We start from the raw sequence: 15,605 nt of genomic DNA on the forward strand, positions 1-15,605 counted from the left end.
ATTCATATAAGCAGCGAGGTTTCTATCTTCAAGTGTTAATTTTTATTGCCCAATCTCAAGTGGTAACAGAAATGTTTAAAAAAGTGTACTGAAGGACAAAATAGATCCGTCGAATAAAATAATTTGTTCGTCTCGTCATCCACCCGTTCACCGCTCAAAACATAGTTTTGAATTGGTTGACGGGTGGAATCCTCGCCTCACCGCGCCTTTCATCCCACACTAATCGAAGCGATATAGTGTGGGGATTCCCGTCTGGCTAGCTAAAAAAGTGCGGTAACTCACACTAGAGACCGCGATCTCAACATCGAAAACGGGATAAAATGGAACAATAAAAATTAAAAAAAATCGACTGCTAGCGCCAGAAATCTTGATCGTATACAAGTCTTTACTAAAAACTTTTAGCCCCGAGCAATTATGATATCATGTCCGGTCGAGCGGGATTTTTGTAGGGCGGGTTCAACAACAATACCTGCCAATAATTGACAATCTCAAAAACCGTTCGGAGTAGAGCTCACGGCGAAGCCCGCCCCGACCGAGATATTATGGTTAATCGATCGGACATGATATGATAATTCAATCAAAAAGTTTCGATTACCCAACAACAATCGCTCTTGGTTATCAAGCCATAAAGCTCGGCGGTGAGAATAAACTCATGGAGCCACGCTTTCTCCGTTTTTGTCTAGCATTCTTAACAAAATTTCATAAGGCTCTAATGATTGATTAGAGGTAATAGAGCCAATCTTTTGGGAGTAGAGACAAAAACGATTGGTTTCTCACGCACGGCTGATTTGGGAAATCAACTGCGTCTCACCACGTTGTCTAATTATATTAGTTCGCCATCATCTAGACGATAAACATGAACACAGTTGCGACCTTTGCCTTTGGCAGCATAACAAGCTGCATCAGCCTCCCCCATAACCTCCATCAAATCAGGGCTGGTTTGGTTAATGGCAACAACTCCAATACTGACCCCGATGATAAAGGTTTTGCTATCCCAAATAAACCGAAACTGATGCACTAGGTCTTTGAGGTTTTCCGCAATTAGAGCGGCTTTAGAGAGGGGACATTTAGTAAGCAAAAGACCAAATTCATCACCTCCCAATCGAGCCAGTGTGTCATTAGCGCGGACTCCCTTTTGTAAAAGTCTAGTGATTTGGCGCAGTAGCTCATCGCCAGCACAATGACCTGCGGTATCGTTAACGACTTTGAACTTATCTAAATCTAAATAACAGAGAGCGTGCTCCTGATTGCTATCTTGAACAGAGGCGATCGCCTCCATTAGTCGCTGCTCAAATCCTCGACGGTTGATTAAACCCGTCAGAGCATCGTGACTGGCTTCCCAAGAGAGTTGACGAGCAAGATTGCGCGATTCGGTAACATCATGAAAGACGATGACTGCCCCGATAATTTGACCTTGGCAGTCTCGAATCGGTGCTGCTGAGTTGTCAATGGCATACTCCGTCCCATCGCGCGCAATCAGTATAGTATGGTTAGCTAAGCCCACAATTCGCTTCTCCAACAGAGCCTTGTTGATCGGATTCTGTACTGGCTTTCGCGTTACTTCATTTACAATTTCAAAGACTGTAGACAGGGGGAGTCCCTTAGCCTCATGAGCCTTCCAGCCTGTCAGTTGCTCAGCGATAGGATTGAAAAATCGCACATTACCTTGAGCATTGGTAGTAATAACTGCATCACCAATCGATTGGAGAGTCACTTGAGCGAGTTCTTTTTCGGCAAAGAGGGATGCTTCGAGACGTTGGCGTTCTTCCATTTCTCTCAAGAGACGTAAGTTCTGCTCTTGGAGGCTTTGTTGCAACCGTCGGATGGTTAGGTGAGTTTCGACACGAGCTAATACTTCTTCGATTTGAAACGGCTTAGCAATATAATCTACGCCACCAACAGCCAGCCCCTGAACCTTATTGAAAGTTTCATTGAGAACACTCAAAAAAATTATCGGAATGCTTGTGGTTTGCTCGTTAGATTTTAATTGTTTACAAACTTCATAGCCATCTAAATCGGGCAATTTAATGTCGAGTAAAATTAGTTCCGTCCATGGCGATTGGGCGGCTCGGATCGCCATTTCACCTGTTGTGGCACAGCGAACTTTATAACCATGTCTCCTCAAACTACGGCCCAGAAGACGCAGGTTGTCAGGCAGATCGTCAACAATTAAAATATTGCCGCGGTAGTTGGTAGCTGGATCGCTCACTCTATCGCTAGTTCTATCGAGAATCCTACTCCTTTCCATAGTTTCTTGCCAGAGGACTACAAGCCTATGAATAAGAGTATAGTTGAATTATTAGGTTATAAACTCACTTTACGCAGAAAGAAATCCTGCGATCGCAGAGTTCGAGGAATGGCACGCCGCCACAGCCCCTACAAAATCTGACTTGTTGAGGTAGGGATAATCCCTCCGTAGTTGCCCTTCTTCGTTTCGGCTAACATTAGGAGAACCTTTTTTCAACCCAAGCAGCCGATTTATGAACAAGCACATTTCTTAAAGGGCAAGTCTACTCGTCATTGCGATCGGATGTCTCGTGCTGCTAGATTGGCAATTTGACATCTCCCTACTCAAAAGTGGTTTTCCCGGTAAGACTGCGACTATGAAGCGGGCAATGGCAGAACTCAATCGCTAAGCACTTCAGCACTCATGAATAATTCAGGTTAGGTATGATTACACATTTTTTTGAGACGGCAGGATTCATTCCTCATGGTCACTGCTATCTCTGGCAAACAAATTTAGTAGGATTACATATTTTATCCGATGGTTTAATTGCTTTAGCTTACTACTCCATCCCAATCATGCTAATCTACTTTGTGCGACAGCGCCAAGATATTCCATTTCAGAAAGTATTTTTTCTGTTTTGCGCCTTCATAATTGCCTGTGGTACAACTCATATCATGGAAATTTGGACGCTTTGGTTTCCTACTTATTGGCTTTCGGGAGGACTTAAAGCTATTACTGCTCTGATTTCTATATATACTGCATCTGAGCTAGTATTGTTAATACCATCAGCCTTAGCTTTACCTAGTCCAGCTCAACTTATTGTGGCAAATCAAGCCTTAGAGAAGGAGATCAATGAGCGCAAGCGGGCTGAAAACGAACGCAAACAAATTGAGGTGGCTTTACGAAACAGTGAAGAGCAGTTTCGCAATGCCTTTGAAAATGCGTCCATTGGAAAGGCGATCGTTTCACTTGATGGGCACTGGATTAAAGTAAATCCGGCCTTATGTCAGATTCTTGGCTACTCATCAGAAGAGTTGTTAGCGTTAACTTTCCAAGACATTACCCATCCTGACGATTTAGACGGGGATCTTAGCTATGCACATCAACTCTTAGCAGGGATCATTTCAACTTACCAAATGGAAAAACGCTATTTCCATAAAGAAGGACATATAATTTGGATTCTTCTTAATGGATCGCTAGTACAAGATGAACAGGGAAATCCACTGCATTTTATTGCTCAGATGCAAGAAATTACCGCTAAAAAAGAAGCTCAAAAGGCGCTAGAGCTTCAGAGTCTTATTATCCATAACATGGCAGGTGGAGTGTGTTTAATTAAAGCCTCAGACCTCACGATCGTCTACACTAATCCCAAGTTTAACGCGATGTTTGGCTATGCAGATGGTGAACTCGCAGGTCAATCTGTTGGTGTAATAAATTACGTCGATACAGAGGTTACACCCGACGAAACCGTTGAAGATGTTGTTGTTAAACTCGCTCGGGACGGAGAAGCACAATATGAAGTCTACAATAAGAAAAAAGATGGAACTCTCTTTTGGTGCAGGGTTCATACATCTAGGTTTGAGCATCCTGAATATGGAACTGTATATGTTGCCGTTCAGGAGGATGTGACAGAGCTGAAACAAGCTGAGCAAGCCTTGCAATCTACCACAAATCGCCTCAACTTTCTCCTGAACTACAGCCCCGTCGTTATTTTTGGCTGTCAACCTTATGGCAATTATGCAGCAACGTTCATGAGCAAAAATATCAAAGATGTATTGGGCTATGAAAGCATTGATTTTTTAGAAGATTCTGACTTTTGGGTGCATAACTTACACCCAGATGATTTAGAACGAGTGGTTAATGGCTTAGACAATCTATTCGTCAATGATTTTTATTTCCATGAATACCGTCTTCGTCGCTCAGATGGGGTTTATCGCTGGATACTCTGTCAACTCAGACTAATTCGAGATCCTGCAGGTAGACCAGTGGAAATGTTGGGATATTTAATTGACATTAACGATCGCAAACAAGCCGAGTTGGAACTTCAGCAAGCTAAGGAAGCAGCAGAAACAGCAAACCGAGCCAAAAGTATGTTCCTGTCCAATATGAGCCACGAACTGCGTACTCCTCTCAATGCTATTTTGGGATTTACGCAATTGATGAGTTACGATCCTGTTCTGACTCCCGAACTCCAACAAGATTTGGCGATCGTCAATCGTAGCGGCACACATTTATTGGCATTGATTAACGACATTTTAGATTTATCTAAAATAGAGACCGGAAAGATGACACTCTCTCTTTCTGACTTTGACCTAAAATCTTTGCTGATTTCTATTGAAGAAATGTTGCAAATTAAATCCCAATTGAAAGGATTGAAACTAATTTTCGAGATCGACCCCAATCTTCCCCAATTTGTGCATACCGATGAGCATAAACTGTATCAAGTCTTAGTCAATCTGCTCGGTAATGCGATTAAGTTTACTAATCAAGGAAGCGTTACCTTACGAGTAAGATCAGAACACAGCGACCAAACGTCCTGTCACCTATATTTTGAAATTGAGGATACTGGAGTGGGAATTGCTCCAACAGAAATTGAGAGTTTATTTAAGGCGTTTGTCCAAGCTGAAGCGGGGCATAAATTGAATCAAGGTACTGGTCTAGGTCTAGCTATCAGCCAAAGATTTGTCCAACTCATGGGTAGTCAGATTCGGGTTCAAAGCACATTGAATCAGGGCAGCATTTTTTACTTTGAACTTGGGGTAAAGTTACCTCAAGCAGTCTGCCTTGCCTCAGAATTGCTTAAACAAAGAGTGATGGGTATAGCTCCAGGACAAGCAACTTACCGCATCCTTGTGGTTGAAGATATAGAGGAAAATCGCCGCTTATTGGTCAAACTTCTTACCTCAGTCGGTTTTGAGGTGCGCGAAGCAACACAGGGAGTTGAAGCACTATCCCTGTGGGAAAGTTGGTCCCCACACCTGATTTGGATGGATCTACGAATGCCGATCATGGATGGCTACACAGCTACCAAACGCATTAGAGAACACCCTCATGGAAAAGAGACTGTCATTATTGCTTTAACTGCCAGTGCTTTTGAAGAAGATCGAGAGAAAGTTCTTATGGCTGGTTGTGACGACTTTATGAGCAAGCCATTTCAGGAATGCCTCGTCTTTGACAAACTCGCTCAATACTTGGGAGTAGAGTACATCTACACAGTTGTAGGAAAAGATTCCCAAAAACTATCTGTTGATTCTTTATCTCCAGAAGATCTAGCCGTGATGTCCTCTCAGTGGTTAGAAGAAATGTATCAAGCTGCCTACTATGTTGATCCTGAAGCCATGAACGAGCTAATCCAACAAATTCCCGCATCTAAATCAACCCTTTCCAGTTCGCTAATTGATTCTGTCCATAACTTTAAGTATGACCAAATTATGGAGTTAATTCGACCTCTGCTCCCGAATCCAGTTTAGTTATCGAGTTTAAGGACAAAGAAGCTATATTGCTCCCAAAAACCTCTCCAATAATTCCCAATCTCTTTACCCGCTTGGTTGGCTGCGGGTACATTAAAGGCTCCGCAGCCATAAACCAACGCTTAAATCAGAGTTTCAACGGTTCATCAAGACAGCATATTCCATGTAGATGTAGATGGCGAGAAACCTGGTTTCGAGCAACAGAATCAGTAATGATGCGAGCACTGTAAAGAAACGGGCGTGAGAGCGCGGTGTAGTTCATAAACTTGGAATACGCTGTAAAACTCGCCAGCAAATAACAGCGGATAGGCGATCGACAAACTGATGGTTTTTTCCAGTATCGGCCGATACTGCCACAAGTTGAAGTAAGCCGCTTTAATCTGATCTAGCTGTCGTTTTTGAAAGTCGGTGATTTCGGGCAATTCGTCTTGCCATTCTCTGAAAATTTTGTCGTCTGTGAGGGAGCATCTCATATTTGTAAAAACACTTATTATGGCTCCTTCCTTCTTCCTCATTCCTTCTTCCTTCTTCTTCTTTCCTCCTGACTCCTGACTCGTGACTCCTAATTCCAATTTCGAGCTTTGCTGCTTTCATTGAGATGCTCCCGTCTGTGACAAGTTGAAGGTCAAAAAGTGTTTTTAATTATTCTCATGTGACATTTGTAGCTGGAATTGTTGGAACCATAATTCTAGCCTGTTAATTTTATGGCTACTCATAATTTTATCACATTTCCAGCTAATATTATGTCCGCTGGAACGATAATAAAAATGGTTGGTAGTGAGAACCCAGAGTCCTGAGCGAACTCGGTCTGACTTGCATTCCTCACTAGGAAATGGTAACGGTTATTTTATTGAAGATGAGATAATAAGTCAAAATTGAATTCGGCTAATTCCAAATTTTTTGCAAATTGAGAACAAATCCCGGCAAAACATTTTCCCCAGAAAGAGTGAGAGGAGATTGTAAAACTTCCACATCTTGACCGGGGCGATAAATTTCAACTTCGCGTTTTTTGCGGTTAATCAGCCAACCCAAACGGCAGCCATTTTCCATATACTCTTGCATTTTTTCCTGAGTCTTTTTTAAGCTGTCCGTTGGGGAGAGAATTTCCACAGCAAAATCGGGACAAAGCGGGATAAATTTTTCTCTTTGTTGAGGTGTCAAAGCTTCCCAGCGAGATTTCTCTACCCAAGACGCATCGGGAGAGCGATCGGCTTTATTGGGCAGAGTAAATCCAGTTGAGGAATCAAAGGCTTCACCGAGTTGGGTTTGTTCGTTCCAAAGTCCAATCTGTAAGTTGAATTTTGAGTTGCTTCTTCCCGTTTCTCCTCCGGTTGGCGGCATGACAATTAATTCTCCGTTGGCGTTGCGTTCGAGTTTCAAGTCTGGGTTTTCTTCGCACAGTTGATAAAACTGTTCTGAAGTTAGTTTAATCAGGGAGTTGAGGTTTAAGGTGATAGCAGTCATTGTTATTTACCTGCTGTTTTTATGAACTTGATTAAGAATTAAAAATGGGATTAGTCATTTTTAATTCTTAATTCTTAACTTCTAATTTTACTGCAATTGCTTGATTCTGTTGAGCGCGTCTTGATAGGCGCTGGTTCTGCCGCCTTGTTTGTAAAGTTCTGCTGCTTTTTGAAAGTCGGCAATTGCCTTCGGTTGGTTTTTTTGATCTAGGTAGGCTAGAGCCCGGTTGTAGTAGGCGTCAGCAAAGCCGGGATTGGCTTCGATCGCCCGCGTGTATGCTGGAATCGGGTTAGTGCGTGTATCGGGAGTGCTGGCGATGGTGATGGCATTACCAATATTGAAATGCAATTCCGGTGTGTTGTTAGGTTTGAAAGAGAGTGCTTTGTTGAAAGCCTCGATCGCCTCGAAAGTAGATCCCTCATCTAAGTACACCAGTCCTCGAAAATAAAAGGCCTCAGCGTCTTTTGGGTTGAGGGTGGATAGGGGAACTGCGGTGGGGGGAGAATTGTCTACTTTCAAATCGGATTTGTTCATTCCCGCCGCCGCCAGTTTCGCCATAAAAGTATTGATGGGAACTGCTGCATTAAATCCCGTTTTAATCGGGGCGACTTCGCCGGAGCTCGTTTGGGCGAAACCAAATTCCCCTTGTCCGTGTAAACCGATAACTCGGCCTTCGGAGTCAAAAACTGGGCCGCCACTCATGCCACTCCAGGTTACGGCCTGATACCGCAAAGTGTAACCTTCCGGGCGGTTGCCGGGGCGGCTGGTAACGAGTCCGGGAGAGAGTTCTGGTTCTCGTTGGGCGCCAAAAAGTCCGCCCGTAGCGGGGTAGCCGTAAACGAAGATTTGAGTGCCGATGACGGCTGTGTCGGAATCTGCGATCGTCGCGACTGGATATTCTTCGGGGCTTTCAAATTTGACTACGGCTAAATCCGCCTCTGTTTCGGCTGTTTGCAGCCCGGTGACAGAGGTTGCTTGATAGTTTTTGCCTGTGGAGGTGCGAACTGTGTATTTGAGATCGGGTTTTTCGACGACGTGGTTGACTGTTAAAACTGTGTAAGTTTTGCCGTTTTTGGCAATAATTACGCCAGAACCGTCTCCTAGGGAACTGTTAATTTGTACTGTCAGCGGCCCGGCAATGTTGGCGACTTGTTGGGGAGTTTTGGCGATGGCATTTTGGCTGATGATTATGGTTAGGGCCGCCGTAGTTCCTGCTAGCAAGGTGGTTAAGGTGTCGAAACGGGAAAAATTTACGTTCATGGTAGTTGCTGATTATATTAATTAGCCTAGTTGGAAATTCAAACATCAAAATGAATAGCTTCATTTTGATGTTTGAACTCTTAAAGGCTAAGTTTATTGCAACTGTTTGATTCTGTTAATTGCGTCTTGATAGGCGCTGGTTCTTCCGCCTTGCTTGTAAAGTTCTGCTGCTTTTTGAAAGTCGGCAATTGCTTCCGGTTGGTCTTGGTTGTCCAGGTAAGCTAAAGCTCGGTTGTAGTAAGCGTCGGCAAAACCGGGATTGGCTTCGATCGCCCGCGTGTATGCTTGAATAGCAGTGGAACCGCGTGTGGGACCGAGTTGGGGCACGCTGGCGGTCATGAAAGTGCGGGCATTACCGATATTAAAATACAATTCAGGGGTATATTTGGGCTTGAAAGCGAGTGCTCTGTTGAAATCGGCGATCGCCTCCCAAGCATCTCCTTGATCTAACAGCGAAAGTCCTCGAAAATAATAGGCTTGGGCATCTTGCGGATTGGCGGTGGATACCGGGCCACTGGTTGGGGGAGTATTGTCTACTTTCAACTCGGATTTGTTGATTCCCGCCGCCACTAGCTTGGCGATAAATGTATTGATGGGAACTGCTGCATTAAATCCGGTTTTAATCGGGGCGACTTCGCCGGAACTCGTTTGGGCGAAACCAAATTCGCCTTGTCCGTGTAAACCGATGACTCGGCCTTCGGAGTCAAAAACTGGGCCGCCACTCATGCCACTCCAGGTTACGGCCTGATACCGCAAAGTGTAACCTTCCGGGCGGTTGCTGGGGCGGCTGGTAACGAGTCCCGGAGAGAGTTCGGGTTCTCGTTCGGCGCCAAAAAGTCCGCCCGTAGCGGGATAGCCGTAAACGAAGATTTGACTGCCGATGACGGCTTGATCGGAATCTGCGATCGTCGCGACTGGATATTCTTCGGGGCTTTCAAATTTGACTACGGCTAAATCCGGGTCAGTTTCGGCGGTTTGCAAACGGGTGACGGAGGTTGCTTGATAGTTTTTGCCTTGAGACGTGCGAACGGTGTATTTCACGTCTGCTTTTTCTACGACGTGATTGACTGTTAAAACTGTGTAAGTTTTGCCGTTTTTGGCAATAATTACGCCAGAACCGTCTCCTAGGGAACTATTAATTTGTACTGTCAGCGGCCCGGCAATGCTGGCGACTTCTTGGGGGGTTTTGGCGATCGCGGGTTGGCTGATGACTATGGTTAAGGCTGCGGTAGTTCCTGCTAGCAGGGTGGTTAAGGTGTCGTAACGAGAAAAATTTATATTCATGGCTATTGCTAATTAGTAGCTGGGTAGCGGGATTTGGTGGAGGAAGGGCGATCGGCGGTTTGTGCTTTTTTTCTGTGTAGTTTTATTACTGGCTTGACGCAAAGGATCTCGGCTTTGTTCTTTAGTGATAATTTTACTCGCTTTTTTGTTCCTCGATTCCCTTTTTCACTCTAGGGTGCTTATGGGCGCACCTTACTTAATCTCAATGAAGGCTGCCCAACTTACTTATTAAAACTAAACAATACATGACTCAAACTCGGTGCTTAATTCTTCCTTAGTCATCGTTCCCCGCGCGACTCGCATGACTAAATCATATACTCCATCGTCCGTCAAATTCAGAGCGCAACCATTTAAACGCAAAAAGGTATCTGTCACTGCAAAAGCCGATCGCTTGTTACCATCAATAAACGGATGATTCATCGCTAGGTGATAAAGATAAGCAGCAGCTTGTTCGCTAATCGTTGGATGCAAAAAATCCCCGCCAAAAGTTGCTTGCGGTTGAGCCAAAGCCGACTCTAACAAACCTTCGTCTCTGACGCCTGGAGTGCCGCCAAATCTCTCTATCTGTCTGGCGTGGATACTTAAAACCATACTTTTGCTGACAAAATTAGGAGTTGGCAAGGCGACGGTAAACCTCCTTTCTTTCGCGTTCTGAATCTAGATATGCCTGCCATGCTTTGGCTTCTAGTTTTTGTTGTTCTTCTTCACTCTTTAAGGAACGGACAAATTCAAGCACTTTCAGCAGCAATGGTTCTGATACTTGGTCTAGTTCTTGAAGAAGTTGGTCTTTTGCGGTCATGTTTCTTTCCTCCTAATGATCGTACAACTATTTTACAACCTCGCTTGTGTCCATTCAACGATCGCCTCAGTCAATCCGTCTAAGGTATATTCTTTGGCTTCTACGTCTAACTTACCCAATAAATTTTGGCAGCTTTTGGAAGTTTCCGGCCCGATGGATGCGATGCAAACGCTTTCTAACCAATCCTTAGACAGGGACAATTCCGGGCTTTGTTCTATGAGGTGACAAAAGTTATGTACAGTTTTGGAACTGGCAAATGTTATGATATTTACGGCTTGATTTTGGAGTGCGGATAGGGCGATAGGATCGATATTTTCGGGACAGCAAGATTGGTAAGCTGGCACTTCTATTACTTGCGCTCCTTGGGCGGTGAATTCTTTAACTAAAACTTCTCTGCCGCCGCTTTCTACTCTCGGAAATAGGATTTTGCAGTTTGGCAAGTTGTCGGGGAAGTTCTCGACTAGGGAATCGGCGATAAAGTTGGGGGGAATAAAGTCTGGTTGTAGAGAGTGCGATCGCAAACTTTCGGCTGTTTTTTTACCGACAACTGCGATTTTAATACCAAACAAGCTGCGGGCGTCTTTGCCTTTGGCTTGTAATCGTTGAAAAAAGCAGTCTACAGCGTTATGGGAAGTGAGAATTAACCAGTGAAAGCTTGACAATTGTGCGATCGCGCTGTCTAATGGTTCCCAAGTGGACGGCGGCCCAATTACCAAGGCGGGCATTTCGATAACGCGGGCTCCTTGTTGCTGGAGTCGATCGCTAAATTCAGCCGACTGAGAAACGGATCGCGTGACTAAAATGGTTTTTCCTGCTAGCGGCAATTGGCTGTTATTAGCGGTGACGGGTGTATCGATCATATTTGTGCTTTCTGGCTGGATTAAATATTCGCGCAATCTAACTACTTCCCCAATTACGATCACGCAAGGCGATAGAGATTGACCTGCTGTTTGCTGTACAATGTTGGAGAGAGTGCCCAGCCAAATTTGCTGTTCGGGGCGGCCGCAATCTCGGATAATGGCGATCGGAGTTTCGGTCGATCGTCCGTGCTTTTGCAATTGCCAGACGATCTCGCTTAAATTGCGCCCTCCCATCAATATTACCAAAGTTTCTATCTGCACTAATGCTTCCCATTCCAAAGCATCCGGTTCGTGGGCGCTCATCACTGCAAAACAGCGACTCATTACCGGATCTGTGAGGGGAATTCCTGCTAGTAAAGGTGCGGCTAATGCGGAGGATATTCCGGGTATTACTTCAAACTCGCAGCCCGCTGTGATTAATGCTTGAATTTCGGAACTAGAACGACCAAAAATAAACGGATCGCCACTTTTTAAGCGGATCACTTGTTTTCCTAGTTGGCAATTTTCTACCAGCAAACGGTTAATTTCTTGCTGCTGGGTGGAAGGTTTGCCGCCGCGTTTCCCGACTTCGATTTTTCGACAAGTTGCTGGGATTAATTCGAGTTGCGGGATGTCGATGAGGGCGTCGTAGATTAAGACTTCTGCTTGGGATAGCAGTTTGTGCGATCGCACCGTCATCAAGTTACAATCTCCGGGCCCCGCACCGACTAGATAAACTTTCCCTTTGTGGTTTTTCACAATTCCTCCTCGATCGTCTCGATAGTATAGTTTTATGAATATTGCGGTGCTTCGGCGCACCCTACCCTACCCTATAATTTAATCAGACTTTTCAAGCAGCCTGTAGGGACAGGTTCACCCCTTCCCCTCAACGGTGCAAACAGGTTAAAGAAACCCGCCCCCACCCAACGAGATGCACCCGTTACTATTTATGCAGATTATCATCATCACAGCAGCCGATGCAAATTACTTTGAATTGGTGCGAGGTACTATTTTATCGGTGCGGGAAAAACCCGAGGGCGAAAATGTGGCGATCGGCTTTTTCGATCTCGGCTGCACTCCCCAACAGTTGCAGTGGTTAAAAACACAAGTTAATATCATTCAAAAGCCCGATTGGGACTTTGACTTTCCTGGCAAAAATGAAGCCCCTCACTATCTCAAAGGACTTTTAGCGCGTCCGTTTCTCCGTCGATATTTTCCCAATTTTGACATCTACCTTTGGATAGATGCCGATGCTTGGGTGCAAGATTGGCAAGCTGTTGAACTGTTAGTTAAAGGCGCGGCTAAACGCGGTTTAGCAGTTGTTGCAGAACTCGACCGGGGTTATTATTTAGCTTACGGCAAACTGCCTTGGTACTGGCAATTTGTTTACCGCGATTATCAGGCCGCTTTTGGCGAAGAAGTAGCCGAACGGTTGCACAGCTATCCAACCATAAATGCAGGTATTTTCGCGCTGCAAAAAGACGCCCCCCATTGGGAAATTTGGGGAGAATATCTGGAGCAAGGATTGCAGCAGCACGTTTCTTTAATGACCGACCAAATAGCTTTAAATCGGTTAGTTTACGGCACTGAAATGTTTGACAAAACAGAGATGCTGCCGGCTCGGTGCAACTGGAGCTGCAACTTTGGTTTGCCCGTTTGGGACAAGCACCAAGCCTGTTTTGTGGAGCCGTATTTGCCACAGGAGGCGATCGGCATTCTGCACATGACTGGTCACAAACACGACTTGGTAAAATTAGCAACAACGGACGGCAATCAAATAGAAATTAGTCTTCGTTACCAACCGAAAAAAAAGCCCAACTCTCCTAATTTAATACAAAAAAAAATGACATTACCGCCGTTATCTGAAATTACAAACAATACTTTGCTGCCCGCCGGAGATTATGTCTCGCCCGGATTGAAAGTTGTTCTCCCAGATGCGTACTTTCCCAACATGATTATTGGGGATACTCAGACTTGTCCGTGGCCTTATTTGCGCCGGGAAATCAAGCACAATTGGTATGTCGATCGCCGTGCTAATTCAGTCGGATTTCTCAGCCGCGACGAAGCACACATACTTTACAATACAGCTCTACAATTCAAAGGTAAAAAAGCCTTAGAAATAGGCTGCTGGCTAGGGTGGTCTGCCTGTCACTTAGCCCTGGCAGGAGTTGAGTTAGATGTCGTCGATCCGCTGTTAGAAAGAGAAGATATCAGACAAAGCGTAATCGATTCAATTCAAGGTGCTCTAAATGCGTCTGGCGTTCAAACATCAGTCGAGCTAATACCCGGCTATAGCCCCCAAAGAGTAGAAGAATTTTCCGCTCAATTCAACCGCAAATGGTCGTTAATTTTTATTGACGGGGAACACGAAAATGAAGGCCCGTTAAATGATGCCATTGCGTGTGAAAAATTGGCTGAAGAAGATGCGATAATTTTATTTCACGATTTAGCGGCCCCCGCTGTTGCTCAAGGTTTAGATTACTTGAGGCAAAGGGGATGGCAAACGGTAGTATATCAAACAATGCAAATTATGGGCGCTGCTTGGCGGGGCAATGTCGAGCCAGTAAAACATCAACCAGACCCCAAGATTTCCTGGCAGTTGCCAGCACATTTGCACGGTTACAATATTAGCAGTTTAGAGGCAATTAATTCTCAAAATTCCAGCCAAACAAATCAAAACCAACAGTCATCTTATACAAGAGATTTTTACCAATTAATCGGAGAAGGAACTCGCAGTTCTGCTAGAGAAATTATTCCCCTGCTGTTAGACTTGCTGCAACCAATTTTACCTAAAAGTGTGGTGGATGTGGGCTGCGGTACGGGAAGCTGGTTAGCTGCGTTTCACAAGTTGGGAATTGCTGATTGTTTGGGAATAGATGGCGATTATGTCGATCGCACTATTTTACAAATTCCTTTAAATCAGTTCCAATCCGCCGATTTAAAGCAACCGCTGCAAATAAACAGAAAATTTGACTTAGCAATTTCTCTGGAAGTTGCCGAACATTTGCCGGCTACCTGTGCCGAAAACTTTGTTAATTCTCTCACTCAACTAGCACCGGTGATTCTGTTTTCTGCCGCGATACCATTTCAAGGAGGCGTCGAACACGTTAACGAACAGTGGCCAGAATATTGGGTTTATTACTTTCAGAAAAAGGGCTATGCAGTTATTGACTGCTTGAGAAAAAAAATATGGAACAATGACAAAGTAGAGCCTTGGTACGCTCAGAATATCTTGATTTTTGTTAAACAAGAATACTTGCCGGGATATCCGAGGTTAGTAAATGAATATCAAAATACCGCTCTGAATCAATTAGCGATCGTCCACCCCAAAATTTATTTTTACAGCTTGCAAACTGCTAGAAAATCGACCGACAATTTACAATCAGAAAGTGTCAAACAAGTTTCAGCATCGCCACAATTGGCATATCGACCTTTGGTATCTGTGATTATTCCCTGCTACAATCAATCTCATTTTTTGCTGCAAGCAGTAACTAGCGTGATTAACCAAACATACAAAAATTGGGAAATTATCATTGTCAACGACGGCAGCTTAGATACTACCAGCACAGTTGCCAAAAATTTAATAGTAGCCAATTCCCAATATCAAATTACGCTTGTAGAACAAACAAATCAAGGGCTTTCAAGTGCTAGAAATGCGGGCATAGCAGCCGCAAACGGTGAATACATTATGCCTTTAGATGCCGATGATATCCTAGCTGAAAACGCCTTGACTGACCTTTTAGAAATATGTTTAAAATCAAATGTACCTTGCGTAGCATTTGGTTCTTATCAAATGTTTGGCACTGAAAATCGCATAGTACCCAGTTACGAGTTGTATTCTCCCGAAAATATCAAGCAATCTAACATGATTCACCCGTCTTCACTCTATCACAAATCTATTTTGGATTTGGTCAGCGGGTACAAAGTTGGGATGAAGGAAGGTTACGAAGATTGGGAGTTTTGGGTTAACTGCCACAAGCACAATATTCCCTTTTTGGGAACGAGAGAAGTAGTTGTCAATTATCGGCGTTCCCAGGGTTCTATGTTGGTAAAAGCTCAGCAATATCATCACAAGTTGGTAGCACAAATTGTTTGTTACAACCGGGAACTTTACGATATGGAAAGCGTGAATAGTGCTGAAAAGCTATTGGGACAAATCGCAAGTTAATCTGGATTATTTATTCTCTGGAGTTTAGACTAAAAAACGATCGCATCTAAAAGTAGCTGCCTTTCAACAGAAGGCAAGTTATTGCTCAAAAACT

At 44.2% G+C, this 15,605-nt stretch carries 10 protein-coding genes; 2 read left to right on the plus strand and 8 right to left on the minus strand.

Annotated features, from left to right (window positions below; all coding sequences use genetic code 11):
- Positions 1-823: 823 nt before the first annotated feature.
- The gene (locus tag QUB06_RS26845) at positions 824-2,248 is read right to left on the minus strand and encodes a diguanylate cyclase domain-containing protein (RefSeq protein WP_333437867.1); all 1,425 of its coding nucleotides are present in this window, start codon (positions 2,246-2,248) and stop codon (positions 824-826) included.
- Between the two features lie 422 nt (positions 2,249-2,670).
- On the opposite strand from QUB06_RS26845, the gene QUB06_RS26850 reads away from it, so the two are divergent.
- Positions 2,671-5,697 carry a PAS domain S-box protein gene (locus QUB06_RS26850; protein WP_333437868.1) on the plus strand — a complete coding sequence of 1,009 codons (3,027 nt, stop codon included), beginning with the start codon at positions 2,671-2,673 and terminating at the stop codon, positions 5,695-5,697.
- A 206-nt stretch (positions 5,698-5,903) separates the two neighbouring features.
- Here the strand turns inward: QUB06_RS26850 and QUB06_RS26855 are convergent, their stop codons facing one another.
- The 7 genes from QUB06_RS26855 to cobA all read right to left on the minus strand — a co-directional run bounded on the left by QUB06_RS26855 (position 5,904) and on the right by cobA (position 12,102).
- On the minus strand, positions 5,904-6,269 hold the full coding sequence (locus QUB06_RS26855; RefSeq protein ID WP_333437869.1) for a hypothetical protein: 366 nt from the start codon (positions 6,267-6,269) through the stop codon (positions 5,904-5,906).
- Positions 6,270-6,582: 313 nt separating this feature from the next.
- On the minus strand, positions 6,583-7,161 hold the full coding sequence (locus tag QUB06_RS26860; protein WP_333106196.1) for a Uma2 family endonuclease: 579 nt from the start codon (positions 7,159-7,161) through the stop codon (positions 6,583-6,585).
- Positions 7,162-7,248: 87 nt separating this feature from the next.
- Complete coding sequence (locus tag QUB06_RS26865; RefSeq protein ID WP_333437870.1) at positions 7,249-8,421, minus strand: tetratricopeptide repeat-containing serine protease family protein; 1,173 nt, start codon at positions 8,419-8,421, stop codon at positions 7,249-7,251.
- A gap of 93 nt (positions 8,422-8,514) precedes the next feature.
- The gene (locus tag QUB06_RS26870; RefSeq protein ID WP_333437871.1) at positions 8,515-9,705 is read right to left on the minus strand and encodes a tetratricopeptide repeat-containing serine protease family protein; all 1,191 of its coding nucleotides are present in this window, start codon (positions 9,703-9,705) and stop codon (positions 8,515-8,517) included.
- A 234-nt stretch (positions 9,706-9,939) separates the two neighbouring features.
- The gene (locus tag QUB06_RS26875) at positions 9,940-10,296 is read right to left on the minus strand and encodes a type II toxin-antitoxin system death-on-curing family toxin (RefSeq protein ID WP_333437872.1); all 357 of its coding nucleotides are present in this window, start codon (positions 10,294-10,296) and stop codon (positions 9,940-9,942) included.
- 16 nt (positions 10,297-10,312) lie between these two features.
- The gene (locus tag QUB06_RS26880; RefSeq protein WP_333143403.1) at positions 10,313-10,504 is read right to left on the minus strand and encodes a DUF2281 domain-containing protein; all 192 of its coding nucleotides are present in this window, start codon (positions 10,502-10,504) and stop codon (positions 10,313-10,315) included.
- 32 nt (positions 10,505-10,536) lie between these two features.
- The gene (cobA, locus tag QUB06_RS26885) at positions 10,537-12,102 is read right to left on the minus strand and encodes a uroporphyrinogen-III C-methyltransferase (protein WP_333437873.1); all 1,566 of its coding nucleotides are present in this window, start codon (positions 12,100-12,102) and stop codon (positions 10,537-10,539) included.
- A gap of 190 nt (positions 12,103-12,292) precedes the next feature.
- Here cobA and QUB06_RS26890 point away from each other — a divergent pair, with 190 nt between their 5' ends.
- Positions 12,293-15,511, plus strand: a complete 3,219-nt coding sequence (locus tag QUB06_RS26890) for a glycosyltransferase (protein ID WP_333437874.1) — start codon at positions 12,293-12,295, stop codon at positions 15,509-15,511.
- The last annotated feature ends 94 nt before the right edge of the window (positions 15,512-15,605 follow it).

It is taken from the genome of Microcoleus sp. D2_18a_D3, from assembly GCF_036702455.1.
Taxonomy (GTDB): domain Bacteria; phylum Cyanobacteriota; class Cyanobacteriia; order Cyanobacteriales; family Microcoleaceae; genus Microcoleus.